The 22970-nt window shown below is 62.2% G+C and carries 18 protein-coding genes; 8 read left to right on the top strand and 10 right to left on the bottom strand.

The window, feature by feature from the left end; genetic code table 11:
- Nucleotides 1-27: 27 nt before the first annotated feature.
- Nucleotides 28-3786, top strand: a complete 3759-nt coding sequence (locus tag AS9A_RS15960; protein WP_013808116.1) for an ABC transporter ATP-binding protein — start codon at nucleotides 28-30, stop codon at nucleotides 3784-3786.
- Nucleotides 3787-3879: 93 nt separating this feature from the next.
- Nucleotides 3880-7605 (top strand): multifunctional oxoglutarate decarboxylase/oxoglutarate dehydrogenase thiamine pyrophosphate-binding subunit/dihydrolipoyllysine-residue succinyltransferase subunit, encoded by a 3726-nt coding sequence (locus AS9A_RS15965; RefSeq protein ID WP_013808117.1) that lies wholly within the window; start codon nucleotides 3880-3882, stop codon nucleotides 7603-7605.
- A gap of 64 nt (nucleotides 7606-7669) precedes the next feature.
- Here AS9A_RS15965 and AS9A_RS15970 read toward each other — a convergent pair whose 3' ends face one another.
- The gene (locus AS9A_RS15970) at nucleotides 7670-8341 is read right to left on the bottom strand and encodes a TetR/AcrR family transcriptional regulator (RefSeq protein WP_148262488.1); all 672 of its coding nucleotides are present in this window, start codon (nucleotides 8339-8341) and stop codon (nucleotides 7670-7672) included.
- A 75-nt stretch (nucleotides 8342-8416) separates the two neighbouring features.
- On the opposite strand from AS9A_RS15970, the gene AS9A_RS15975 reads away from it, so the two are divergent.
- Nucleotides 8417-9994 carry a flavin-containing monooxygenase gene (locus tag AS9A_RS15975; protein WP_049793925.1) on the top strand — a complete coding sequence of 526 codons (1578 nt, stop codon included), beginning with the start codon at nucleotides 8417-8419 and terminating at the stop codon, nucleotides 9992-9994.
- On the top strand, nucleotides 9991-10833 hold the full coding sequence (locus AS9A_RS15980; RefSeq protein ID WP_013808120.1) for an SDR family NAD(P)-dependent oxidoreductase: 843 nt from the start codon (nucleotides 9991-9993) through the stop codon (nucleotides 10831-10833). Before AS9A_RS15975 ends, AS9A_RS15980 begins: the two co-directional genes overlap by 4 nt.
- A gap of 72 nt (nucleotides 10834-10905) precedes the next feature.
- Here AS9A_RS15980 and AS9A_RS15985 read toward each other — a convergent pair whose 3' ends face one another.
- The 5 genes from AS9A_RS15985 to AS9A_RS16005 form a co-directional block, all read right to left on the bottom strand.
- Complete coding sequence (locus AS9A_RS15985; RefSeq protein ID WP_049793926.1) at nucleotides 10906-12054, bottom strand: NAD(P)-dependent malic enzyme; 1149 nt, start codon at nucleotides 12052-12054, stop codon at nucleotides 10906-10908.
- Nucleotides 12055-12576: 522 nt separating this feature from the next.
- Complete coding sequence (locus tag AS9A_RS15990; protein ID WP_013808124.1) at nucleotides 12577-12915, bottom strand: hypothetical protein; 339 nt, start codon at nucleotides 12913-12915, stop codon at nucleotides 12577-12579.
- Between the two features lie 6 nt (nucleotides 12916-12921).
- The gene (locus AS9A_RS15995) at nucleotides 12922-13785 is read right to left on the bottom strand and encodes a PHP domain-containing protein (RefSeq protein WP_013808125.1); all 864 of its coding nucleotides are present in this window, start codon (nucleotides 13783-13785) and stop codon (nucleotides 12922-12924) included.
- 25 nt (nucleotides 13786-13810) lie between these two features.
- Nucleotides 13811-14395, bottom strand: coding sequence for a suppressor of fused domain protein (locus AS9A_RS16000; protein ID WP_013808126.1), 585 nt, complete (start codon nucleotides 14393-14395; stop codon nucleotides 13811-13813).
- A 3-nt stretch (nucleotides 14396-14398) separates the two neighbouring features.
- Nucleotides 14399-14887, bottom strand: a complete 489-nt coding sequence (locus AS9A_RS16005) for a general stress protein (RefSeq protein WP_013808127.1) — start codon at nucleotides 14885-14887, stop codon at nucleotides 14399-14401.
- 310 nt (nucleotides 14888-15197) lie between these two features.
- On the opposite strand from AS9A_RS16005, the gene AS9A_RS22840 reads away from it, so the two are divergent.
- The 3 genes from AS9A_RS22840 (at nucleotide 15198) to AS9A_RS16020 (ending at nucleotide 18685) form a co-directional block, all read left to right on the top strand.
- Nucleotides 15198-16415: a lytic transglycosylase domain-containing protein gene (locus AS9A_RS22840; protein WP_013808129.1), complete on the top strand. Its 1218-nt coding sequence runs from the start codon at nucleotides 15198-15200 to the stop codon at nucleotides 16413-16415.
- A 67-nt stretch (nucleotides 16416-16482) separates the two neighbouring features.
- Entirely contained in the window at nucleotides 16483-17622 is a 1140-nt protein-coding gene (locus tag AS9A_RS16015) for an Mrp/NBP35 family ATP-binding protein (protein WP_013808130.1), read from the top strand.
- 37 nt (nucleotides 17623-17659) lie between these two features.
- Nucleotides 17660-18685 carry an alpha/beta hydrolase gene (locus tag AS9A_RS16020; RefSeq protein ID WP_013808131.1) on the top strand — a complete coding sequence of 342 codons (1026 nt, stop codon included), beginning with the start codon at nucleotides 17660-17662 and terminating at the stop codon, nucleotides 18683-18685.
- Nucleotides 18686-18752: 67 nt separating this feature from the next.
- Here the strand turns inward: AS9A_RS16020 and tatB are convergent, their stop codons facing one another.
- The 4 genes from tatB to sigE form a co-directional block, all read right to left on the bottom strand.
- Nucleotides 18753-19172 (bottom strand): Sec-independent protein translocase protein TatB, encoded by a 420-nt coding sequence (gene tatB, locus AS9A_RS16025; RefSeq protein ID WP_013808132.1) that lies wholly within the window; start codon nucleotides 19170-19172, stop codon nucleotides 18753-18755.
- 59 nt (nucleotides 19173-19231) lie between these two features.
- Entirely contained in the window at nucleotides 19232-20770 is a 1539-nt protein-coding gene (locus tag AS9A_RS16030) for a S1C family serine protease (RefSeq protein ID WP_083826573.1), read from the bottom strand.
- Between the two features lie 52 nt (nucleotides 20771-20822).
- Nucleotides 20823-21260, bottom strand: coding sequence for a zf-HC2 domain-containing protein (locus tag AS9A_RS16035; protein WP_041451149.1), 438 nt, complete (start codon nucleotides 21258-21260; stop codon nucleotides 20823-20825).
- A 95-nt stretch (nucleotides 21261-21355) separates the two neighbouring features.
- On the bottom strand, nucleotides 21356-22069 hold the full coding sequence (gene sigE / locus AS9A_RS16040) for an RNA polymerase sigma factor SigE (RefSeq protein ID WP_013808134.1): 714 nt from the start codon (nucleotides 22067-22069) through the stop codon (nucleotides 21356-21358).
- Between the two features lie 235 nt (nucleotides 22070-22304).
- Between sigE and AS9A_RS16045 the strand changes: the two genes are divergently transcribed.
- Nucleotides 22305-22937, top strand: coding sequence for an O-methyltransferase (locus AS9A_RS16045; RefSeq protein ID WP_013808135.1), 633 nt, complete (start codon nucleotides 22305-22307; stop codon nucleotides 22935-22937).
- Nucleotides 22938-22970: the final 33 nt, after the last annotated feature.

Below are 22970 nucleotides of genomic sequence, written 5' to 3' on the forward strand. Positions count from 1 at the left end.
AGTAGCGCCGAGTAGCGTCGAACGACAATGCACGAACTATCGAGTCCACCAGCACCGACGGGGTGGCTGCGGCGTCTCATCGCTCAGTGCTTGCGGCATCCCCGGCTGGTCGCAGGTGCGCTCGGGGCTACGTTCATCGCCACGGCTATCGAAGTTGCGGTCCCACTCATCACGAAACTGGTTGTCGATGAGGCGATGGCCGGAAACACAGCAGTTGTCGGCATCGCGGCAGCGGCACTCGCTGCCATGGCCGTCGTTCGATTCGGTGGACAGTTCCTGCGACGGATGCTTGCAGGGAAGTTATCGCTCGACGTCCAGCACGATTTGCGACTCGAACTGCTTGCAACGCTGCAGCGGCTGGATGGCAAGAAACAAGATGAGCTCAGCACCGGTCAGGTTGTTTCCCGATCTATCAGCGATCTCCAGCAGCTCCAGGGGCTGCTGGCGATGGCACCGTTGTCCGCGGGCGCCGTTTTGCAGTTCCTGCTTTCTCTCGGCGCGATGGCCTATTTGTCGATTCCGCTCACCCTGGCAGTCGTCGCAGTGGCACCGGCAATCTGGCTGACTGTGCGGCACTACCGCCAGCGGCTGTACGCAGCGACATGGGCGGCGCAGCAGAGCGGCGCCGACGTCGCCCAGCACGTTGAGGAAACCGTCACCGGGGTCCGGATCGTCAAAGGTTTCGGTCAAGAACAGCGCATGGTTCAGGTACTGCGCACCCTCGGCCGGAAGCTGTATGGGGAACGCATGCGCGCGGCACGAATCAATGCTCGCTTCACCCCCACGATGTCCACCATCCCTCAACTTGGTCTGGTATGTGTCATCGCCGCCGGCGGTGTCCTGGCTTTCCGCGGCACCATCACGATCGGCACGTTCCTCGCCTTCGCCGCCTACCTCACCGCAATGACCGGGATTGCCCGCCTGTTGTCCGGACTGATCGTCACCGCGCAGCTGTCGCGCGCAGCAGTTGAGCGAGTCTTCGACTTGATCGACACTGAGCCTCACCTCGCCGACCCGCACCACCCCCGTGAGGTCCCGGCGGGTGCACTCGGGATCGAGTTCCGGGACGTGAACTTCGGGTTCAGCCCTGAGGCCCGCGTGTTGTCCGGGTTGTCGCTGCGCGTTCAGCCTGGCGAGTGTCTAGCCATCGTAGGACGCCCGGGCTCGGGCAAATCCGCCTTGGCTCAGCTCATTCCGCGTTTCTACGCACCTGAGAGCGGTTCGATCGAGCTCTACAACGACTCAGGCCGTGTGAGCGTGGAGGACGTCCGAACAGCTGAATTGCGCCAGCACGTCGCCCTGGCGTTTGACGAGCCGTTCCTCTTCTCTGACACGATCGCGTCGAATATCGCGCTGAGCGAGCCTGACGCTACGGTCGAATCCATCCGCGAGGCCGCCGAACATGCGCAGGCAAGTGAGTTCATCGACACGCTGCCTGATGGATATGACACGCATGTGGGCGAGCGGGGGCTCACCCTGTCCGGTGGTCAGAGGCAGCGCATCGCTCTCGCTCGGGCGCTGTATGCCCGGCCCCGGCTACTCGTACTCGATGACGCAACGAGCGCAGTCGATTCAGTCACTGAATCAAAGATTCTCGAGAGGCTCCGGAATGGAGTAGAGCCTCGGACCACGATTACCGTGGCACATCGAAAGTCCTCGTTGCGCGTCGCGGACCGGATTGCGGTGCTCGATGCAGGTCGTATTGTCGATGTTGGCACAGAGGATGAGTTGATCGCCCGGTGCGAGCTCTTCCGGACTCTGATGGACACCGAGCTCTCCGAGAAAGAGAGCATCGCTGCACGCCCCGCACTCCAGCCGACAGATACACCTGCTCAAGTGCCTCAGCCTGCGTCTCTGTGGACGCGCAAACCCGAGTCGGTGTACCTCAATACCCCTGCATCCAGACCTGAACTCGTGGACGCGCTCGCGGGGCTGCCCGACGTGTGTGATGCGCCGCCCCCCGATGAACGAGAAGGAACCGAGCCAGACCGCGAATTTCGTCTCACGCGCACTCTGCGTCCGGTGCGGGCCTTACTCGCGCTCGCGGTGGGGCTCCTCGCCGTCGACGCCGCAACGACGATGCTCCTTCCCACGGCCGCCCGCATCGCGATCGACAACGGCGTGCTGAACGACCGTCCGGAAATGATCTGGTGGTCGGTCGGCGCCGGAGTCGCACTCGTCGCGACGGGCTGGATCGCTGCGAGCATTATGATTCTTGTCACTGCCCGCGCCGGCGAACGAGTGCTGTACAACCTTCGAGTGCGTACCTATTCGCACTTGCAGCGGCTCGGCATGGACTATTACGAGCGCGAGCAGTCTGGCCGCATCATGACGCGCATGACGACAGATATCGATGCATTGTCGTCCTTTTTGCAAACAGGCCTCGCCACAGCGGTTGTCAGCGTGCTCATGCTGTTCGGTGTCACAACAGCCCTGCTTGTGACAGATCTCACACTTGCTGGCATCGCGCTCGTTATGCTTCCGCTGCTCATTGCCGCCACTGTTGTCTTCCGGCGAATCTCTAGCGCCGCATACACCCAGGCTCGCGAGCGGATCTCCGTTGTGAATGCGGACTTCCAGGAAAACATCGCGGGGCTGCGCACCTCTCAGGCGTACAACCGCGAGGAACACGCTGCGCAGCGCTTCTCGCACCGGGCCGAACGGTACCGCCGCAGCCGTATGCGGGCGCAACGCGCAATTGCGGTGTACTTTCCCGGCATCGCGCTCCTCAGCGATCTCGCCCTAGCTGTGGTGCTGTTCGTGGGGGCTTACCGGATCGCCGAGGGCACGACATCACCGGGAGTTCTGGTTGCGTTCGTGCTCTACCTGGGGCTTTTATTCTCCCCTATTCAGCAGCTCTCCCAGGTCTTTGATGGATACCAGCAGGCCCGAGTAGGTTTACGTCGCATCTCGGACCTACTCCGGACGCAGGAGTCGGTCAGCGCCGCACCAGTCGGGCGTGGTCGCGCCATCGGAACAAGCACGCAGGGCGACTTCTCTTTCGAAGACGTTGCGTTTACCTACGGCGGCGCAGGCGAACCTGTCCTGCGTGGCGTCAGCGTCAATCTCCCCGCAGGATCTACGACCGCACTGGTTGGCCCTACTGGGGCGGGGAAATCCACGCTGGTAAAGCTGCTTGCCCGGTTTTACGACCCAACTGCTGGCGCGGTCCGGGCCGACGGACAGGACATCCGAGAGTTCGCTCTTAGCGAATATCGGGGCAAGATTGGAATTGTTCCGCAGGAGCCACACCTTTTTACTGGTGATGTCGCAAGCAATATTGCATTCGCCCGGCCCGACGCACCCCCAGGTGCCATCGAGCACGCAGCCGCAGAGGTGGGTGCGATCGAGATGATTTCGCGATTGCCGTATGGCATGCATGAACCTATTGGCGAAGGCGGCCGTGGGCTCTCCTCCGGCGAGCGCCAACTCATCGCGCTCGCGCGGGCGGCGCTCGCCGCACCCGATCTCATGCTCCTCGATGAAGCCACCGCTTCACTCGATCCTGCGACAGAGAATCTTGTATTGCGGGCAAGCGAACGGCTTTTGTCAACCCGGACATCGGTCGTTGTTGCGCACCGGCTCGAAACCGCCGCGCGTGCAGACCGCATACTTGTAGTTGACCACGGCGCAATCGTCGAAGCTGGCACACATGAGGAACTGCGGAGGTGCGGAGGAACCTATGCCAATCTGTGGGAATCCGCTCAATCGCGCCCCGGAGGCCTCACCGTCAGACGACAATGCGATCGGGGAGTCGGTAACCATCCCGTAGCACTGAGGGACTAGCGTGCCAAACAGGTACACACTCCGGCGAGGGACTAGCCTCTACATGGGAGGCGCCAAGTCGGTGATCGAGAGGGAAACGAGGCGAGAACGGCCGTGACCAGCAGTTCACTTTCACAGTTCGGACAGAACGAGTGGTTGGTCGAAGAGATGTACCAGCGATACAAGGACGACCCCTCGTCCGTGGATCCCGCATGGCACGACATCCTCAAGGACTACAAGCCCGGAGAGAATAGCTCGCAATCAAAGAAGACGACGACTTCGTCGAGTTCACAATCAGCTGCCGCCACAAGCAAAGCAGCAACGAAAACCGCCCCCGCCAAGCCCGCCAGCAAGCCTGACGACGGAAAAGGCAAGTCAAGCAAGTCCGCCGACTCAAAGCCCGCCGACTCAAAGCCTGCTGCCTCAAAGCCTGCGTCCAAGTCGGGTTCTCAAACTTCGTCCCCAGAACCGAAGACCGAAGAGTCCAAGGTGCTGCGCGGCGTTGCCGCGACGGTTGCGCGAAACATGAATACGTCGCTCACCGTCCCCACCGCCACGAGTGTGCGTGCTGTACCTGCCAAGGCAATGATCGACAACCGCCTGGTAATCAACAACCATCTCGCCCGCACCCGCGGCGGCAAGATCTCGTTCACCCATCTCCTCGGGTACGCGATCGTTCAAGCGATCAAGAACTACCCGAGCCTCAACCGCCACTACGCAGAGGTCGACGGGAAACCGAATCTTGTCACCCCGCCACACACTAACCTCGGTCTAGCGATCGATCTGCCCGGCAAGGACGGGAGTCGCACGCTTGTGGTCGCGGCCATCAAGAAGTGCGAGTCCATGAACTTCCTGCAGTTCTGGCACGCATACGAGGATCTCGTCCGTCGCGCACGCGATGGCAAGCTCACTGCTGAGGACTTCCAGGGAGTGACGATCTCCCTCACGAACCCCGGCACGATCGGCACCGTTCACTCTGTGCCGCGGCTCATGCAGGGCCAGGGAACGATCGTTGGCGCGGGCGCGATGGAGTATCCCGCCGAATTCCAGGGCGCTAGCGAGGAAAAGATCGCTGAGTTTGGTGTCGGCAAGCTGATGACACTGACATCGACCTACGATCACCGCATCATCCAGGGTGCTGAATCCGGCGAGTTCCTGCGCAAGATTCATACACTGATCCTGTCGGACGAGTTTTACGACGAGATCTTCACAGCGCTTGGGATTCCCTACGAGCCGATCCGCTGGAGCCGGGATATCCCGCCTGGTGCGATTGACAAGAACACCCGCGTTCTTCAGCTCATTGCTGCATATAGGCACCGCGGCCACCTGATGGCGGACACCGATCCCCTGCGCTACAACGTCGAGTCGCTAGCGAGCCACCCAGACCTGAACGTCAAGACGCACGGACTGACCCTGTGGGACCTCGACCGAGAGTTCACAGTGGGCGGGTTCGCGGGCCGCGAGCGGATGAAGCTGCGGGATGTGCTTGGTGTGCTGCGCGATTCGTACTGCCGCAAGATCGGCGTCGAGTACATGCACATCCTCGAGCCCGAGCAGCTCCAGTGGCTGCAGGAGCGCGTCGAGGTGAAGCACCAGAAGCCACCAGTCGCCGAACAGAAGTACATTCTGTCAAAGCTCAACGCGGCCGAAGCGTTCGAAACATTCCTGCAGACCAAATATGTAGGCCAGAAGCGATTCTCACTGGAGGGCGCTGAGTCGGTCATCCCGATGATGGACGCAGTCATCGATCGCTCCGCTGACTATGCGCTCGACGAAGTCGTCGTCGGCATGCCACACCGCGGTCGCCTCAACGTGCTGGCGAACATCGTCGGAAAGCCGTACTCGAAGATCTTCACCGAGTTCGAAGGCAACATGAATCCGTCGCAGGCGCACGGTTCAGGAGACGTCAAGTACCACCTCGGCGCGAGTGGCACCTACATCCAGATGTTTGGCGACAACGACATCACCGTGTCGCTAACGGCGAATCCTTCTCACCTCGAAGCCGTCAACCCGGTCCTTGAGGGCCTCGTCCGGGCAAAGCAGGATCTGATCGACAAGGGCGAGGAAGGCTTCTCCGTCGTGCCGCTCCTGCTGCACGGCGATGCTGCCTTCGCTGGTCAGGGCGTCGTTGCGGAGACGCTCAACCTTGCGATGCTGCGGGGCTACCGTACCGGCGGAACCGTCCACATTGTCGTCAACAACCAGGTTGGCTTCACCACAAGGCCCGAGCACTCGCGATCCAGCGAATACTGCACCGACGTGGCGAAGATGATCGGTGCGCCGATCTTCCATGTCAACGGCGATGATCCTGAGGCATGCGTGTGGGTGGCACAGCTCGCAGTGGACTTCCGCCAGAAGTTCAACAAGGACGTCGTTATCGATCTCATCTGCTACCGCCGTCGCGGTCACAACGAGGGCGATGACCCGTCAATGACGCAGCCGAGAATGTACGACCTCATCGACACGAAGCGCAGTGTGCGCAAAACGTACACAGAGGCTCTCATCGGACGTGGCGACATCTCGCTCAAAGAGGCCGAGGATGCGCTGCGCGACTACCAGGGCCAACTTGAACGCGTCTTCAATGAGGTTCGAGAGCTCGAGAAATACCCGCCGGCACCCAGTCCCTCGGTCGAAGAGGACCAGGTGCTGCCCACGAACGTGCAGACCTCCGTTGACGAGGAGGTCGTCGAGCGGATCGGCGATGCTCACCTGAACATGCCTGAGGGGTTCACACCGCACCCTCGCGTCAAGCCCGTGTACGAGCGACGCCACGAGATGACCCGAAAGGGCAACATCGACTGGGCGTTCGGCGAGCTGATCGCGTTCGGATCGCTCGTCGCCGAAGGGCGGACTGTGCGCCTGACGGGACAGGACACTCGGCGCGGAACGTTCACTCAGCGCCACTCCGTGATCATCGACCGCAAGACCGAAGCTGAGTATTGCCCAATTACAACGCTCGCCGATGACGGTGAGGGCAAGTTTATGGTGTATGACTCGGCGCTAACCGAGTTCGCGGGTCTCGGCTTCGAGTACGGCTACTCCGTCGGAAACCCACAGGCACTTGTCCTGTGGGAAGGCCAGTTCGGCGACTTCGTCAATGGCGCGCAGACGATCATCGATGAGTTCATTTCGTCTGGTGAAGCAAAGTGGGGGCAGCTCTCAAACGTCGTTCTACTCCTGCCGCATGGCCACGAAGGTCAGGGACCGGACCACACTTCCGGCCGAATCGAGCGATTCTTGCAGTTGTGCGCCGAAGGCTCGATGACGGTTTCGGTGCCCTCTACCCCAGCGAACTACTTCCACCTGTTGCGTCGCCACGCTAAGGCTGGCGTACATCGTCCGCTCGTGGTGTTCACACCGAAGTCGATGTTGCGCAACAAGGCTGTTGTGAGCCCCGTCGAGGACTTCACGACAGGGAAGTTCCGCAGTGTGATCGACGATCCCACACTGGCCGGTGAGTCAGAAGAGCGGCGATCGAAGGTATCCAAGATCCTGCTGTGCAGCGGAAAGCTGTACTACGAGCTTGCCGCCCATCAGAAGAAGGAAAACCGTGAGGATGTCGCGGTGATCCGGATCGAGCAGCTCTACCCGGTTCCGCGGCACCGTTTGCGTGAGGCGATCGCCAATTACCCCAACGTGAAAGAGTTCCGGTGGGTCCAGGAAGAACCGGCGAACCAGGGCGCGTGGCCATTCTTTGGTCTCAATCTGCCCGAGGTTCTTCCCGATGTTTTCCCGAAGCTCAGAAGGGTCTCGCGTCGCTCGATGTCTGCGCCGTCATCGGGTTCGAGCAAGGTTCACGCAGTGGAGCAGCAGCACCTGATCGATACTGCGTTCGAGTAGTCGGCAGAACGTGAAGGCCGGGCGATGTGATCGCCCGGCCTTGACGTAGCAGTGGCGCGGTGGGTTATCCGGCGGCAGCGTCCGGAACTGGTGGCTCTATCGTGCCGGAGAACCCCGGGAAGAACTGTTCCAGCACATCGTGGCTGCCCAGCATCGGCGCAAGTACGACGCCAGGGAGTGCGCCAGTGAGCAGCTCCAGAATCTCTTCACGGTTGACGGTGCGCTCGTGCAACCATCGGATGACCGTTTCCTCGACGAGCGCGATCCAGCCGCGGACCGCGAAGTCGAGCAGCGGGCTGTGCTCAACCCCCAGCGCGGGCATGATGGTGAGTATCCGGCCCGCAATCTGGCCGCGGGACTTTTCGACTGCCCCTGACATTCCCGGGACGTCGCTCAACGCACCACGCAACATTGAGACATAGAGGTTGGGAGCTTGCTCGACAAAGTCGATGTACCGGTTCAGCGAACCGCGCAGAGCATCAACGGGAGCTAGTGAGAGGTCCGGCGCGGTCGCGGCAACGAGCTGTTCTCCGGCGTTTCGGACAAGTGCAGCCTGGAACTCGAGCTTCGATCCGAAGTAGTGGAAGAGCAACCCCTTGGACACACCCGCCTCGTCGGCTATGTCTTCGACCGAAATCTCCTCGATCGGCTTACGTGCCAGCAGGTCCATGCCCAGCTCAATGAGCTGTGCGCGCCGTTGCTCAGGCGATAGTCGTGTGCGTTTTGAACCTGCCATAGTCCCATTGTAGTTATTGACTGGAATTCAGCAAGCCTATTGACTCGCACTCAGTAGCGGGCTATGGTCATTGGCATGACAGTGAGGTCTGAAGATTCGGGTACAAAAACCGCTGCGCGCCATGTCGACGTTGCCGTGATCGGCAGCGGCTTCTCCGGCCTTGGCGCAGCAATCAAACTGAAGGAGCTCGGCACCCACTCCTTTATCGTTCTGGAACGCGGCCACGAAGTCGGCGGCACGTGGCGTGACAACACCTACCCTGGCGCCGCATGCGACGTCCCCTCGCAGCTGTACTCCTACTCATTCGCGCTGGGCGACTGGTCCCGCTCGTTCTCCCGTCAGCCCGAGATCCAGGCATACCTCCGCAAGGTTGCCGAGGACGCTGGCGTCGTCGAGAACCACCTGTTCGGCTGTGAGGTACAAGAGGCACGCTGGGACACCGCATCTGGCCAGTGGGTTATCGAAACCTCAGCGGGGCGCGTCACCGCGCGGTTCTTGGTTTCCGGCGTTGGAGCCTTGTGTGAACCGGCCCTTCCTGCCATCCCGGGTATTGGATCCTTCGCAGGGCAGATGTTCCACTCTGCGCGCTGGGATCATTCGGCTGATCTCAAGGGCAAGCGCGTTGCAATCATCGGCACCGGCGCTTCCTCAATCCAGATCGTGCCTTCCATCGCGCCCGAGGTCGCGCAGCTCGATGTCTATCAGCGGACAGCGCCCTGGGTGCTGCCCCGTTTCGACCGGCCATATTTCGGGATCGAGCGGTGGGCATTCCGCAATATTCCAGGACTGCAGCGCCTCGCCCGCGCCGGTGTCTACGCTGCGCGCGAAACCCAGGTTGTGGGTCTCGCAAAGGCGCCGAAGCTGATGGCCGGGCTCCAGGCTCTCGCGCAAGGCATGATCTTCGCGCAGATCCGTGACCCTGAGCTACGCAAGAAGGTCACGCCCGACTTCCGCATCGGCTGCAAGCGGATGCTGATCTCGAACGCCTACTACCCTGCTCTCGACCGGGACAACGTTGATCTGGTCACCGACGGGATCACAGAGGTCCGTGAGAACTCCATCGTGACCGCAGATGGAACCGAGCGGGAAATCGATGCGCTGATCATCGCCACTGGTTTCCACGTCACCGACTCACCAACCTTCAAAGGCATTTACGGCCGTGAGGGCCGCTCCCTTGCCGAGGTCTTTGACGAGTCCGGCATGCAGGGATACAAGGGCACTACCGTATCGGGCTTCCCGAACCTTTTCTTCCTAGTCGGGCCGAACACGGGCCTCGGTCACACCTCCATGGTGTTCATGATCGAATCGCAGCTCAACTACGTTGTCGACGCACTCAAGACAATCGAACGCGACAACATCGCGACATTCGAGGTCCGCGAGGAAGCTCAAGCCGCATTCAATGATGAGTTGCAGGCGCAGCTGGCGCCCACTGTGTGGATGACCGGCGGTTGCGCGAGCTGGTACCTCGACAAGCACGGGAACAACACCACGCTCTGGCCAGGTTTCACGTTCTCATTCCGCAACATGCTGAAGAAGTTTGATGCGGAAAACTACGGCATCACAGTCATGGCTGAAAATCCCGACCCCACCGCCGCCCCTGCTGACAGCGAGCCTGTCGAAGCCACCTCTACCGGAAAGAAGGCCCGCCGATGACCAAGTTCCAAGGAAAGGTCGCCGTCATCACAGGCGCCGGATCAGGTATCGGACGCGCGCTCGCGCTGCAGCTTGCCAAGGAGGGCGCAAAGCTCGCACTCTCCGACGTCAACACGATCGGCCTCGACGAGACTGCACAAGCTGCGCGCACGCTCGGTGCCGACGTGCACACCGCGGCCCTCAACGTAGCTGAGCGCGAAGCGGTCCTCGCATACGCGGACGAAGTAGCTGCGCATTTCGGCAAGGTCAATCTGATCTTCAACAATGCGGGTATTGCGTTCACCGGCGACGTGGAAGTCAGCGAGTTCAAAGACATCGAGCGCATCATGGACGTCGACTTCTGGGGCGTGGTGAATGGCACGAAGGCCTTCCTCCCCCACCTGATCGCGTCGGGCGACGGCCATGTCGTGAACATCTCGAGTTTGTTTGGCCTAGTGGCCATTCCGTCGCAGTCGGCGTACAACGCCGCGAAGTTCGCGGTGCGTGGTTTCACTGAAGCGCTGCGGATGGAAATGATCACCAACGGTCATCCCGTCAGGGTGACGTGCGTCCACCCCGGCGGCATCAAGACCGCAATCGCACGTACCGCGACGGCTGCGGAAGGTACGGACGCCTCATCTCTCGGCGAGTTCTTCGACAAGCACCTCGCCCGCACTAGTCCGGAAGCGGCGGCCCAGCGAATCCTCACCGACGTTCGCCGCAATCGTGCACGCTGCCTCATCGGGCTTGATGCACGCGCACTGGATCTTTTCCAGCGGGCTACCGGCTCGGGCTACCAGCGGATCTTCGCCGCAACGGCTGGCCGCGTAATGAAGAAGGCCGGACAGTCCACAGTCTGACGGTCAGCACAAACAAATCGTGGAGCTTTTTCCCTCAGTACGAGGGAAAAAGCTCCACGATTCTTTCGTCTGCTAAGCGACGCCCTCTTCTTTGGCCACACGCGCGACAGCCTCTGCTACCGCTGGAGCCACACGGGGATCAAGTGGGCTCGGCACGATCTTCTCCGCCGAGAGTTCATCACCGAGAACTGACAGAATCGCCTCTGCCGCAGCGATTTTCATCTTTTCGGTGATTCGCCGCGCACCTGCGTCGAGTGCACCCTTGAACACGCCCGGGAATGCGAGCACGTTGTTGATCTGGTTCGGGTAGTCGCTGCGTCCAGTTGCAACAACGGCCGCGTACTTTCGAGCGGTTTCGGGGTGAATCTCCGGATCGGGGTTCGACAGCGCGAAGACAATGGAATTCGGTGCCATAGTCGCGATAATCGCCTCTGGAACCTTTCCGGCTGACACACCGAGGAACACATCTGCACCATCAAGTGCTTCTGCGACTCCGCCGCGGCGGCCAGTTGGATTCGTCCGCGCCGCGAGATCCTGTTTCACCCCGTTGAGGTCTGAACGCCCCGGCTCGACGATGCCTTTTGAGTCCACCACGATAACGTCGGTGATTCCGGCTGCGAGCAGGATGTTCGCGCATGCGACGCCGGCTGCTCCCGCGCCCGCGATGACGATCCGCATGGGTGCAAGTTCACGGCCGAGTGCTCGCGCCGCGCCCGTCAGCGCGGCAAGCACGACAATGGCGGTTCCATGCTGGTCATCGTGCATGACCGGGCAATCGAGCGCCTCGATCACCCGCTGCTCGATCTCGAAGCATCGTGGCGCTGAGATGTCCTCGAGGTTGACCGCGCCGAACGAGGGGCGCAAACGGACCAGCGTTTCGACGATTTCGTCGGGATCCTTCGTGTCGAGAACAAGCGGAATCGAGTTGAGTCCTGCAAATGACTTGAATAGCGCCGCTTTGCCTTCCATGACCGGCAAAGACGCTTTGGGCCCGATGTCGCCGAGACCAAGCACAGCGCTGCCATCGCTGACAACCACGACGAGCCGACTGGTCCACGTGTACCGAGCAGCCAGAGTCTCGTCGGCGGCGATTGCGCGGGAAACCTGTGCCACGCCGGGCGTGTATGCGATAGACAGCGCACGCTGGCTATCGAGAGGCGCTGTGATTTCTACTGAAAGCTTGCCCCCCTCGTGGCTCGAAAAGATCTCCTGTTCGGTGATCGGGCCCGGGCCAGTTGCTCCCTGGTTACCCGCATCACCACCGCGGGGGCGGTCCGCTTCCGAAACGGTGGACACGTCAGCTACTCCTGCACAATTACGACCAGCACAACCGCAGCGGTTAGTGGTCTCTCCAACCCAAACCGGCAGACCGGTTTACGGCATATTGCGATCATTTGACACTACCCGCGTTACTTCACGGGTGTGCACTGGCCTGCCCGATGGCTGTTCTCGCTGCCTCTTCACTGAGTCTTCGCCGGCCCTAGCGAGGCCTAGACGAGTCGCGGCACAGGACAAATAAGGACCGGCCTCGGCGAGCGACGACGTGCCAGATGAGGGATCAACCCCGGGCCGCCACTCTACGTGTCTGCCGCTTCACCACGGCGGTAGCTGTGGCGCAAGCATTCATAGTCTGCCACCGCCGCCGCCACCGGATCAACCTGGCAACTTCGCCGGTGCGGCACGTTGCGCGCCTCACAGCCACACCCCGTCACCGGTGAGCATGCGCTGAACAGGGGAACGCTGTCAGCTCCACCACTGCGCGAAGAGAACGACACCCACTGTAGTGATAACGATCACGCTCCAGAGGAAAGCGAGCAGACCGCGGCTCCGGTCAGCGACAATTTGCGCGGCCACAGCAACCACCCCGCCAGTAACGTGCCAGAAGACCGACGCTGATCCCGGTCCGGCGAGGCCGCGCTCAGGCGCATAATGGCTCACTACGACCACCACTATCGTTAGTACCGCGAGCCCCGCGGCAAGAGCCCCGGACAGGCCACGGAGCGCGCGGACGACCATCCCGTCGCGCGCGGCGACCGCACCCGGATGGTCGTACCTGTGCAAATTCTGCGTGTTCTCGTACACGAACTTTCACTCTCCCACTACGACCTCTACGCCGGTGCCCGCGGAGACAATGGCATCGAGTTGAGCGGGAGCCGTCATGAAGGCGCCTAGCCTAACGTGCTTGTTCGCACCGTGATAGTCGGACGAGCCGGTCGTGATCAGCGAGTAGCGGTGCGCGATGTTTAGCAGAAGCTCGCGATCAGGCGCCGAGTGATCTGGGTGATCGATCTCGAGCCCGGCGAGCGCGCCGCTCGCCGCGAGCTTTTCGATGTGCTCAAGGTCGACCAGTCGGCCCCGCGCACTTGCGCGGGCGTGGGCGAGGACGGGTACTCCACCAGCTTCTCGCACCATGGCGACCGCAGAGCCGAGATCGGTGTTCCGCATCGGCACGTAGTAAGGACCGCGGGGGGAAAGCAAGTGCTGAAAGGACTCCTGCACCGATGAGACGACGCCCGCTTCGGTGAGTGCCCTGGCCAGGTGTGGCCGCCCAATCGCTGGTCCCGCTTCCGAGAGAATCCGTTCGGCGTCGATGGGGAGTCCGTCCGCCTGCATCCGTTCCGCCATCGTTGCGATACGTGCACGCCGCGCTTCGCGGAGCCGCTTCCGCTCGGCAGCAAGCGAAGGATGGTCCGGGTCGAATAGATATGCCAGCAAATGGACAGATACGGGATATCCGTCTTCTCCCCTGCCGACGCACGACATCTCCATGCCCCTGATCAGTACCATTCCAACTGGCAAGGCTGCGACAGCCTCTTCCCAGCCAGACGTCGTGTCGTGGTCAGTCAGTGCGAGCACGTCGATTCCGGCAGCAGCAGCATTCTCGATTAGCTGCGACGGGGAGTCTGTGCCATCCGACGCTGTCGTATGGGTGTGCAGATCGATGCGCGTCATCTCCGCATCATCCCATTCCGCACCGTCACGTCATCCGAACTGCAGATCGAGCGGGGTCAGTCGTGTCGATCGATGCCTCTGCCCAGGCTTCCCGCAGCGCCGACACGCCGCGCAGGCGCAGCCACGCCGCCTCCGTCGGAGTAATCGGAACCGCATCGAAGAACTCGATAGGTGACATGGGCTCCGACAGCGTGAGCGGTTGCACCTCACTGCGTCCCAGGACCACTGCGGTGAACGCGGAACCGGGCCACAACGGCTCACCCAGGTCGATGAGCGAATCTTCCGCGAGGATCAGTCCTTCCACGCCGGGCGAAGCGGCAATCACGGCGAGCGGGCGAAGGACCTGGTCGGCCCCGCCGCGCAGCCGCATGACAACCTCCGCGCGAGGGCCACGCACCGGGTCCGCCATAAGGTCCGCAGGATCGCCCATAGGTTGCTGGCTGCAGCCACACGTCGCGTAGTAAACGAGACCGCTTGGCGCGGGACCGAAGCGCAACACTTCGATTGGTTCTACGCCCAGGAACGTCACCGACGCGCCCGCGGGTTCGCCGATCGCGAGTTCAGTTGTGATGTGAGCCCGCACTCGGGCTGGCAGATCACGCGCGGACATGGCTCAGTGGCCCTCCGCGAGCCGCGCGAGCAAGTCACGCCCGCGCTCCGCATTCGCCGGATTGCACAACACGTCGTAGCGGCCGGCTACGAGTTGCATCGTCGACTGAAAATCGCGCTGCCCCCGCGAGGCGGCATATTGGACTGCCTGCATGACGACCCAAAAGAGAACGCCGAAGAATATTCCGGTGACGAGCGGCTCAAGCAACTGCCCGGTGAATATTCCGATGAGCAAACCAATAAAAACACCGATCCAGGCGCCGGTGACCACGGCACCACCGATCACGCGGGGCCAGTTCAGCCGACCGGTGACCCGCTCGACCTGCATGAGGTCGACTCCGACAATGGTGACGTCCTGCACTGGGAACTGCTGGTCAGACAGATAGTCAACCGCACGTTGGGCCTCAGCGTAGGTCGGGTACGCCCCGATTGGCCATCCAGTTGGCGGGGTGGGCAACCCAAACTTCTTCGCCCCGCTCAGCGGACTCGTCATCGTCACTCTCCTCGAGGGTGATGAGGTTTTCGGCCTGCCTGCACAGCACGGCCTGCCGTCCCGAATAGTTGCTTCTTCCCTATAACGCACAGCGCACGCGGTAAGTGCCGGACAGTGCTCAACTGTGACTCTAATCCCACGCGTGACATCCGGATCTTCGGCGCAAAACCGTCAGATCAAGACCAATGGTACGGGGTAGTTCCTGAGAGTTGATCGCTCCGCGGATCAACTTGGTCAATCGGTGCGCACAACTCGGCAACGTGTATGTAAAGTTAGTCACGTTTTGACAACGAAGGTGAGGAATTCGCCAGTGCCGACGAAGAAGCGCCGCGACACGTCACGCAACCGCCGCAGCAGCGTTCTCGCGATGGCCGGACTGCTCCCAGCCGGGCTGTTCGGGGTTGCAGCAGCATCCGACCTAGAATCGTCCGATTCGGCCGCCCAGGCTGTACATGAGGTCGAGATCAGCCACGCGGCAGCAGCTGCCTACAACGACTCGACTGTTGGCATGGTGACGCCCGTGCTGCGAAACCCGACAGTGTTGCGCAGCCAACAGACGGTCGCAGCGGACGCGATTGCCCAGCAGGCAGGGGAGGAACTTCTTGAGGGCCTCAATCTCGCCGTGGGTGAGGCGCTGAACAATGTGACCGTCAATCTCGGGGCGTTCGCGATTCCCGCCGTGATGCTCGAGGCCTACAAGAAGGCTGCGGCTCAGATGGAGGCGCTGCGCCCATCGTGCGGCATCTCCTGGACCCTCCTTGCAGGTATCGGCCACGTTGAGTCGGGGCACGCATCTGGGGGCGCGGTTGACGTAAACGGGCGGACACTGCGTCCGATCCTGGGTCCGCGGCTGGATGGGACCACACCGAACACTGCCGTGATCCGTGATACCGACGGCGGCGAACTGGACGGCGACAGCCAGTTCGACCGCGCTGTGGGACCGATGCAGTTCATACCGAGCACGTGGCGGATGTACGCCACCGACGGCAACGGTGACGGCCAGGCAGATCCTCACAATGTCTACGACGCGACAGTCGCGGCAGCGAAGTACCTGTGCGACGCCGGCGGGGATCTCACCGTGGCCGGCAACCAGGAGCGAGCCATCCTGCGTTACAACGCATCGCGCAGCTACCTGAATAACGTGCGGAACTGGGCAACCGCCTACGCGACGGGTGTACTTCCCACCCCGACCGACCTGCCGCCAGCCGGGGCGCTCCCCTGGGAGTTGCCAGATCCTTCAGCGGAGGCAGCTGCAGACCCGATGTCCTCGCTGATCGACGAGTTGCGACGCGGTGAGGATGGCGAGCTCGACGACAGGGACGAGGACGAGGCCCGCGATGAGGACCGCCCACGAAACCCACTCGACGAGCTGGCCGAGATGCTTCCGCCGCCGCCTCAGGTCCCATGCGTGATCTTCTGCGCGCCGCAGCCCGGGCCGGATCAGGGCGACGAGGGTGCACCGCCTCCACCGCCACCCTCGCTGCCTGAGATTCCCGGTCTCCCGGACCTCCGGCTCCCGTTCCCGTGATAGGAATCCGCCCCCAGCTGACACGCAAGTCGTCGCATGCTGGGGGCGGCGCCTATGATCGATGGTGATGTCCCAACTTACTGAATCGGCCATCCGGTCAGCGCTTGCCCGGGTGCAAGACCCCGAGATCCGCAAGCCCATAACTGAACTTGGCATGGTGAAAAGCATCGACATCACCGATGAGGGTGATGTCGCGATTGGCATATACCTCACGGTGTCCGGGTGCCCGATGCGTTCTGAAATCGAGAACCGCGTGTCATCGGCTGCAGCGGATGTTCCGGGAGTGCGCGATGTGAGCGTCACGCTCGACGTCATGGACGACGAGCAGCGCAGCGAGCTGCGAAAGAAGCTCCGCGGTGACTCCGCGGAGCCGGTCATTCCTTTCGCTCAGCCGAACTCACTTACGCGCGTGTACGCGGTCGCCTCCGGAAAGGGTGGCGTCGGAAAGTCCAGCGTCACCGTCAACCTCGCCGCAGCGCTGGCGGCACGGGGACTGTCAGTGGGCGTGCTAGACGCCGATATTTACGGACATTCGATCCCGCGCATGCTTGGGACTGACGCGAAACCAACACAAGTTGAGCGGATGATCCTGCCGCCCATCTCGCATGAGGTGAAGCTCATCTCGATCGCTCAGTTCACCACTGGCAACGTTCCAGTGGTGTGGCGGGGGCCAATGCTGCATCGTGCATTGCAGCAGTTTCTTGCCGACGTATTCTGGGGTGATCTGGACGTCCTCTTGCTCGACTTGCCGCCCGGCACCGGGGACATTGCGATTTCTGTCGCACAACTGATCCCTGGCGCTGAAATCCTCGTTGTCACTACCCCGCAGCAGGCAGCTGCAGAAGTGGCGGAACGCGCGGGCGCCATCGCTTTGCAGACGCGGCAACGCGTCGCTGGTGTCATCGAGAACATGTCGTGGCTCGAACTAGCTGACGGCACGCGTATGGATGTGTTCGGTTCCGGCGGCGGCCAAGTAGTGGCGGACCGGCTGACGCAATCCATCGGTGCGAACGTGCCGCTACTCGGCCAGGTGCCCCTCGATCCCGCGATCCGGGAAGGCGGCGACGCCGGAATGCCGATCGTGCTGAGCCATCCCGACTCTGCGGCCGGTGAGGCTCTACTCGCCATCGCCGAGAAACTCGCCGTACGCGAGCGCGGGCTCGCAGGGATGTCACTGGGCATCGACACCACGCGACATCTGCGCTGACCAAACACCGCGGGGCAGCCAGGAAGGGAGGGTCACGGTGCAGGCCGAAAGAATCCCCTATGACGATCCTTCGGAGGCTGCGCCTGCTGCGGATGCGGAGGGCCGCGCTTTCACCGTGCACCATGGTCCACCGAGTGCGCGCTCGCGGCTGATCTGGTGGTGTACGTGGTTGTTTGTGAGGCCCCTCTTCCTGCTGTGGCCGCTAGGGGTGCTCGGCTTCTCGCTGATCGTCGCGCTGTCGGGACGCGTTGACCGTCGTTTGACCGCGCGCGGTAAATCATCACGGTGCACATACACGCCAGCTGAACTGGGCGGCTGCCCTGCGGAATGGGTGTCACCCCGGAACTCGCGACTCACAGCGAACCGTCCGGTCATCCTGTACCTGCACGGCGGCGGGTTCTATTTCGGCGGCCTGGGGACGCACCGCCCGATCTGCACCGCGCTGGCTCTGGCGGTTGATGCCGATGTGGTGTCAGTCGCGTACCGGCAACTGCCGGACGGCGGTGTGGGCACATCGGTCGCCGACGCCATCAAAGCGTACGAGGAGCTCAACCAGACGGCGCGGCCGACGCGCAAGATCTTTGTGGCGGGCGACTCCGCGGGCGGCTACCTCACGATGAAGGTAGGGGAACTCGCCGCTCGGCGGAACCTGCACGTTCCGGACGGGCTCATCGGGTTTTCTCCGCTGCTGTCGATGTTCCCCGAGCGCTACCACGTGGCCCGGCCAGCGAAGGACGCGTACCTTCCAGCCAGGCGGGTCGTACGCGTCCGGCGGCATTGGCTGTCCGGAGATGTGCCCGTCGAGGGCGTCCTGTCCCCGCTGCACGCTTCAGACCTCATCACCTCGCCGGTGTTCCTCACCGCCGCGCACAATGAACTCCTTGCCACGGACATCTACGAGTTCGGCCGTGAACTGCACCGCCGCGGGGTGCGCGTCGAGGTTCATGCATGGATTCAGCAGCTCCATGCTTTTCCAGCCATGGTGTACTTGGTGCCCGAGGCTCAGCACGCGGTCGACGAAACCGCAGCCTTTGTCAGGTCAATTGTTCACCAGGAACGATAGGACAGACAGCACTACCACGAGTGACACGAGCACAGCCCACACCATAAGCAACCGGTTGTTCTGCATATCACGTCGCATCCGTGTCGATGGGTGGTTTTTCATTCATGCTGAGAGGTGATTTCTCTGGATTCATCTCAGGCTTGCTGCCGCCCGGTTTCCCGCCCGACGAACCAGAGGGTGCCTGACTTGGGGAGTCGAAGTTTCCGGTGAAAATCGAGTCATCACCGTCGAGCAAATGCTTCGTTACTGCTGCCCGCGGCGACATGTTGCGAAGGTTCCGCAACTCGTTGAGAGGCTCACGGAAATCGTCGAAATCGGTACCCATCTCGTCACGGATCTGTTTGCTTGCACCGGCGACATAGTCGCGTGCCTGACGCAACGCGCGAGCGGTCCAAGTCATGGCGCCAGGGAGCCGCTCAGGTCCCAGGATGACAAGGGCGGCGACCATGAGAATGAAGATCTCGCCCCAACCGATGTTGCTGAACACGTTGCTAGCTTACTTGCTTCGCAAGAAGAACGAACGCCAAGCGGGAGCTTGCCCACTCCTCACGGCAAAGCCTCGGGTGTGATCTCCACATCGATCAGCCTGCCGGTTCTGATCAGCTGCACTGTGACAGTTTCACCAATCGCGAGACTGTTCACTGCAACTGAAAGCTCGTCGGCGCTGAATACTTCGCGGTCCCCGACCCGGACAATGACATCGCCTTCCCGGATACCGGCGCGTTCGGCGGGGCTGTTGCTGTTGACATTGGCGATCTCGGCTCCCGTCGCTGCCTCATTTGCCACAGTTCGAGCGGTAACGCCAATGCTCGGGTGTTCTGCCCGACCGTCGCGGATGAGCTGCTCACTCACGGCGACCACGATGTCAGACGGAATCGCGAAGCCCAAACCAATCGAACCGCCAGTCGCGGATCGGATGGCAGTGTTGATTCCGATCACTCGCCCATCCAGGTCGACGAGCGGCCCGCCAGAGTTGCCGGGGTTGATCGAGGCGTCCGTCTGAATGGCGTCGATAACCCCGTCCGTGTCGGTCCCCTCCCCAATAAGCGGAACTGGGCGGTTGAGTGCGCTGACAATTCCCCTGGTCACTGTGCGATCAAGCCCGAGCGGTGCACCTATCGCGAGAACCTCTTCCCCCACCTGCACGGACTCGGACGTGCCAAAGTCAGCGACAGTGAGGTTGTCCGCCGAGGTCCGGATCACCGCAAGATCTGTGCGAGTGTCACGGCCAACGATGTCCGCCGGTGCCCTGCTGCCATCGAAGAAGAGGACTTCGATTTCGGTGTCACCACCGCGCGCAGCCATCGAAATCACGTGGTTGTTCGTGACGATGTACCCGTCGCCGTCAATCACGACACCCGAGCCTGTGGCTGACTGATTGCCCGCCCGAACACGGATAGAGACCACCGCTGGCGTGACAGCCCGTGCAACCGCAGAGATCGGCCCCAGCGGATTGTCCCCGTCGGGGGATTGCTGCGATATCGTCACGCGGGAACTCGTCCGCGCTTCGTAGACTTCAGCCGTTAACCGGCCGAGCAACCCGCCGGACAGGCCGATCACCAAGGCGATCGCGCCGAGGAGAGCGAGTCCGCGCACTGATACCCGGCGACCGAAGAGAACATCACGGGCGGTGAGCCGTGGCGCTGGAGGCTGATCAGCTGGATCCGTCTCCACCGTCTCGCGTGCCGGCGACCCCAGTTGCATCGCGGACTCTGGATCCCGCCAGGGATCTTCCTGAGTCGGCTCCTCGTGTGACCATGCGTATTGGTCCGGTGGGCGCTGCAACTGCTCAGAAGTGTCAGGCGGGCGGCCGAAAGCTTCGGCGAGCACCGGATCCGCCGGTTGAATCTGAATCTCAGGTGACTCACGGTCGCGAGCGTTCGCAGGAGTGAACGAACCAGACACCCCGTCCGGCCTGCGGAACACCCGCTGCGTTTGGGGGTCTACCTCCGGACTCGAGATCGGGCGGGACTCAAGCCGGGGGCGATCGCTGCGATCGCGGGACCGCCCGATATCACCGTCGTCCACTAGCCACCCAGTCTTCTCGGTCTTTCGCCACGACCCACTGACGGCGCTGCAGCACATTTGGCGTGGCAAGCAACCGCGAGTGCTGCCACTCTCACTGGCGCTAGCACCCTTATCGGCGCTTCCGCCGAGCTTGCGCAGAGTCGGTGGGTGACGCCACGGGGAATTCGCGCCTCAGTGCAGCACTGGCAGGGATCTGCGAGAGGGCACTCAGCAAAGATTCGGGGACACCCACGGGCCCGGACTGCCGCAACGCGGACCGGGCTTGTATCTGCGCGCTCACCTGATCGCGGCACTCGTCACACATCGACAGGTGCGCGCCCGCTCTGAGATAGGCAGACATCGGAAGTTCCCCGTCGACGTACGCGGCGATCGCTTCGTGAGCAAGGTGCTCGGTAGCCCGGAACGCACGCTGACGTGGAGCTCGCTGCATCGATGCTGGGGAAATCGGAGACATAGTCACCGGAAATGCCGAACCTGCACTCCAAACGGAGAAGGACGGAAGCCTCCAGCCAAACATCCGGCGCGGCACGCCGCCTGGTGACACCATCACACCTCCTCGATCGCTTCTGCTCTATCCAAGGTACGCCAGAATACTTGCTCGCGCGCCTCTCCACAGTACCGAAAGTCGCGCCGACCATCCGGTCACACAGACGTGGGTGCGAGCCCCTGAGTGCCCAAGACACCCATCTGCCTGAGGTTTTCACGCAACGCCTGGCGTCCGCGGTGAATCCGGCTACGGACAGTTCCGAGCTTCACACCCAGCGTTGCGGCGATCTCCTCATAGGACAGCCCTTCGATGTCGCACAGAACCACTGCGGCACGGTAGTCCGGAGCGAGCCCGTCAAGCGCGCGCTGCAGATGCGGGTCGAGTCGCGAGTCGTGGTAGATCTGCTCGGGATCAGGACCGCCCGAGGGCACGCGTTCGTAGTCTTCGGGCAACGCTTCCATCCGGATCCGGGTTCGCCTGCGCACCATATCGAGGAACAAGTTAGTGGTGATTCGATGCAGCCAGCCTTCAAATGTGCCCGGCTGATAACTCGACAATGACCGGAAAACCCGAATGAAAGTCTCTTGGGTCAAGTCTTCAGCGTCGTGAGCATTTCCGGAAAGCCGGTAGGCGAGCCGATACACGCGGTCGGCATGTTCACGGACGAGTTCATCCCAACTCGGCAAGGGGACCTGCCCGTCGGACGCGTCGAATGCACCGGTGCCTGATAGGTCCGGATCTATGTCACTGTTGTGAACTTCGGCTTCCTCACCCGTCGATGAGGCTCTCTTTTTGCTCGCTCCCGAGCCCAGTACGCGCATCAAGCTTTGTGCCGCCTCCCCGTCAAGACCACTGTCACGCGACATCATTGTCAGTGTCAACCTCCAGCTTCGCCGAGATTATTCCCGCTCGGACGATGCCGGAAACGTCCAGTCGCCTGAACGTCTGCGCATCGCGTTGTGCAGTCGCACCGGTACTACTTTGATCTGTCACTCTCGCCGGCCCGAATGTGCACCTACTATGAGTGCCCTGAGTACAGCCTGAGAAACCTTTTTCCGCGCGCCTGCCACAATTAGCTGCAGATCTGGCGATAACCTCGAAGCCGTGCTTGCAAATGCCGACCTCATGCTCTCCCACGCCGAATCGTCAACGATCGAGGACGACATCCTCCGCGCGGTACGCGAGCGAGCCGACGATCTCGGTGCACGCGCGGTCACGCCGGCGATCGGTGCGACGCTTGCCCTTCTTGCGCGACTGTCAGATGCTCGTGCTGTCGTCGAAATCGGCACCGGCGCCGGCGTGAGTGGCCTGTGCCTGATGCGCGGCATGCGCGCCGACGGCATTCTGACCACGATCGACACGGACACGGAGCATCTCCGGGCGGCCCGGCGCGCTTTCCAGGAAGCGGGCATTGCGTCCACGCGGACGCGTCTGATCAACGGCCGGGCACTCGACGTGCTCCCACGGCTCGCGGACGCGTCGTACGATCTTGTCTTCATCGACGCAAATGTCGTCGACCAGCCTCAGTATGTTGCGGCAAGCACGAGGCTGCTCCGGCCGGGCGGGGCGCTCGTCGTCAACGCCTCCATGCTCGGTGGACGTGTGGGAGATCCCAGCCAGCAGGACGCGGCGGCACTCAGCGCCCGGGAGGCCGCACAGTTGATCGCGGACGATGAGACGCTGACCAGTGTCCTCATCCCGCTCGGCGAGGGGTTGCTCTGCGCGGCACGGAAGTAATTGGGCCCGCGCGATCAACGAAACGGCGTCTCA

The organism is Hoyosella subflava DQS3-9A1, from assembly GCF_000214175.1.
Taxonomy (GTDB): Bacteria; Actinomycetota; Actinomycetes; order Mycobacteriales; family Mycobacteriaceae; genus Hoyosella; species Hoyosella subflava.

Bases quoted from the DNA above. Each gene is read 5' to 3' on its own strand.
- AS9A_RS15960 (WP_013808116.1), top strand. From the start codon at position 28: ATGCACGAACTATCGAGTCCACCAGCACCGACGGGGTGGCTGCGGCGT.
- AS9A_RS15970 (WP_148262488.1), bottom strand. From the start codon at position 8,341: ATGGCAGGTTCAAAACGCACACGACTATCGCCTGAGCAACGGCGCGCA.
- AS9A_RS15975 (WP_049793925.1), top strand. From the start codon at position 8,417: ATGACAGTGAGGTCTGAAGATTCGGGTACAAAAACCGCTGCGCGCCAT.
- AS9A_RS15980 (WP_013808120.1), top strand. From the start codon at position 9,991: ATGACCAAGTTCCAAGGAAAGGTCGCCGTCATCACAGGCGCCGGATCA.
- AS9A_RS15995 (WP_013808125.1), bottom strand. From the start codon at position 13,785: ATGACGCGCATCGATCTGCACACCCATACGACAGCGTCGGATGGCACA.
- AS9A_RS16000 (WP_013808126.1), bottom strand. From the start codon at position 14,395: ATGTCCGCGCGTGATCTGCCAGCCCGAGTGCGGGCTCACATCACAACT.
- AS9A_RS16005 (WP_013808127.1), bottom strand. From the start codon at position 14,887: ATGACGAGTCCGCTGAGCGGGGCGAAGAAGTTTGGGTTGCCCACCCCG.
- AS9A_RS16015 (WP_013808130.1), top strand. From the start codon at position 16,483: ATGTCCCAACTTACTGAATCGGCCATCCGGTCAGCGCTTGCCCGGGTG.
- AS9A_RS16030 (WP_083826573.1), bottom strand. From the start codon at position 20,770: ATGTGCTGCAGCGCCGTCAGTGGGTCGTGGCGAAAGACCGAGAAGACT.
- AS9A_RS16035 (WP_041451149.1), bottom strand. From the start codon at position 21,260: ATGGTGTCACCAGGCGGCGTGCCGCGCCGGATGTTTGGCTGGAGGCTT.
- sigE (WP_013808134.1), bottom strand. From the start codon at position 22,069: ATGATGTCGCGTGACAGTGGTCTTGACGGGGAGGCGGCACAAAGCTTG.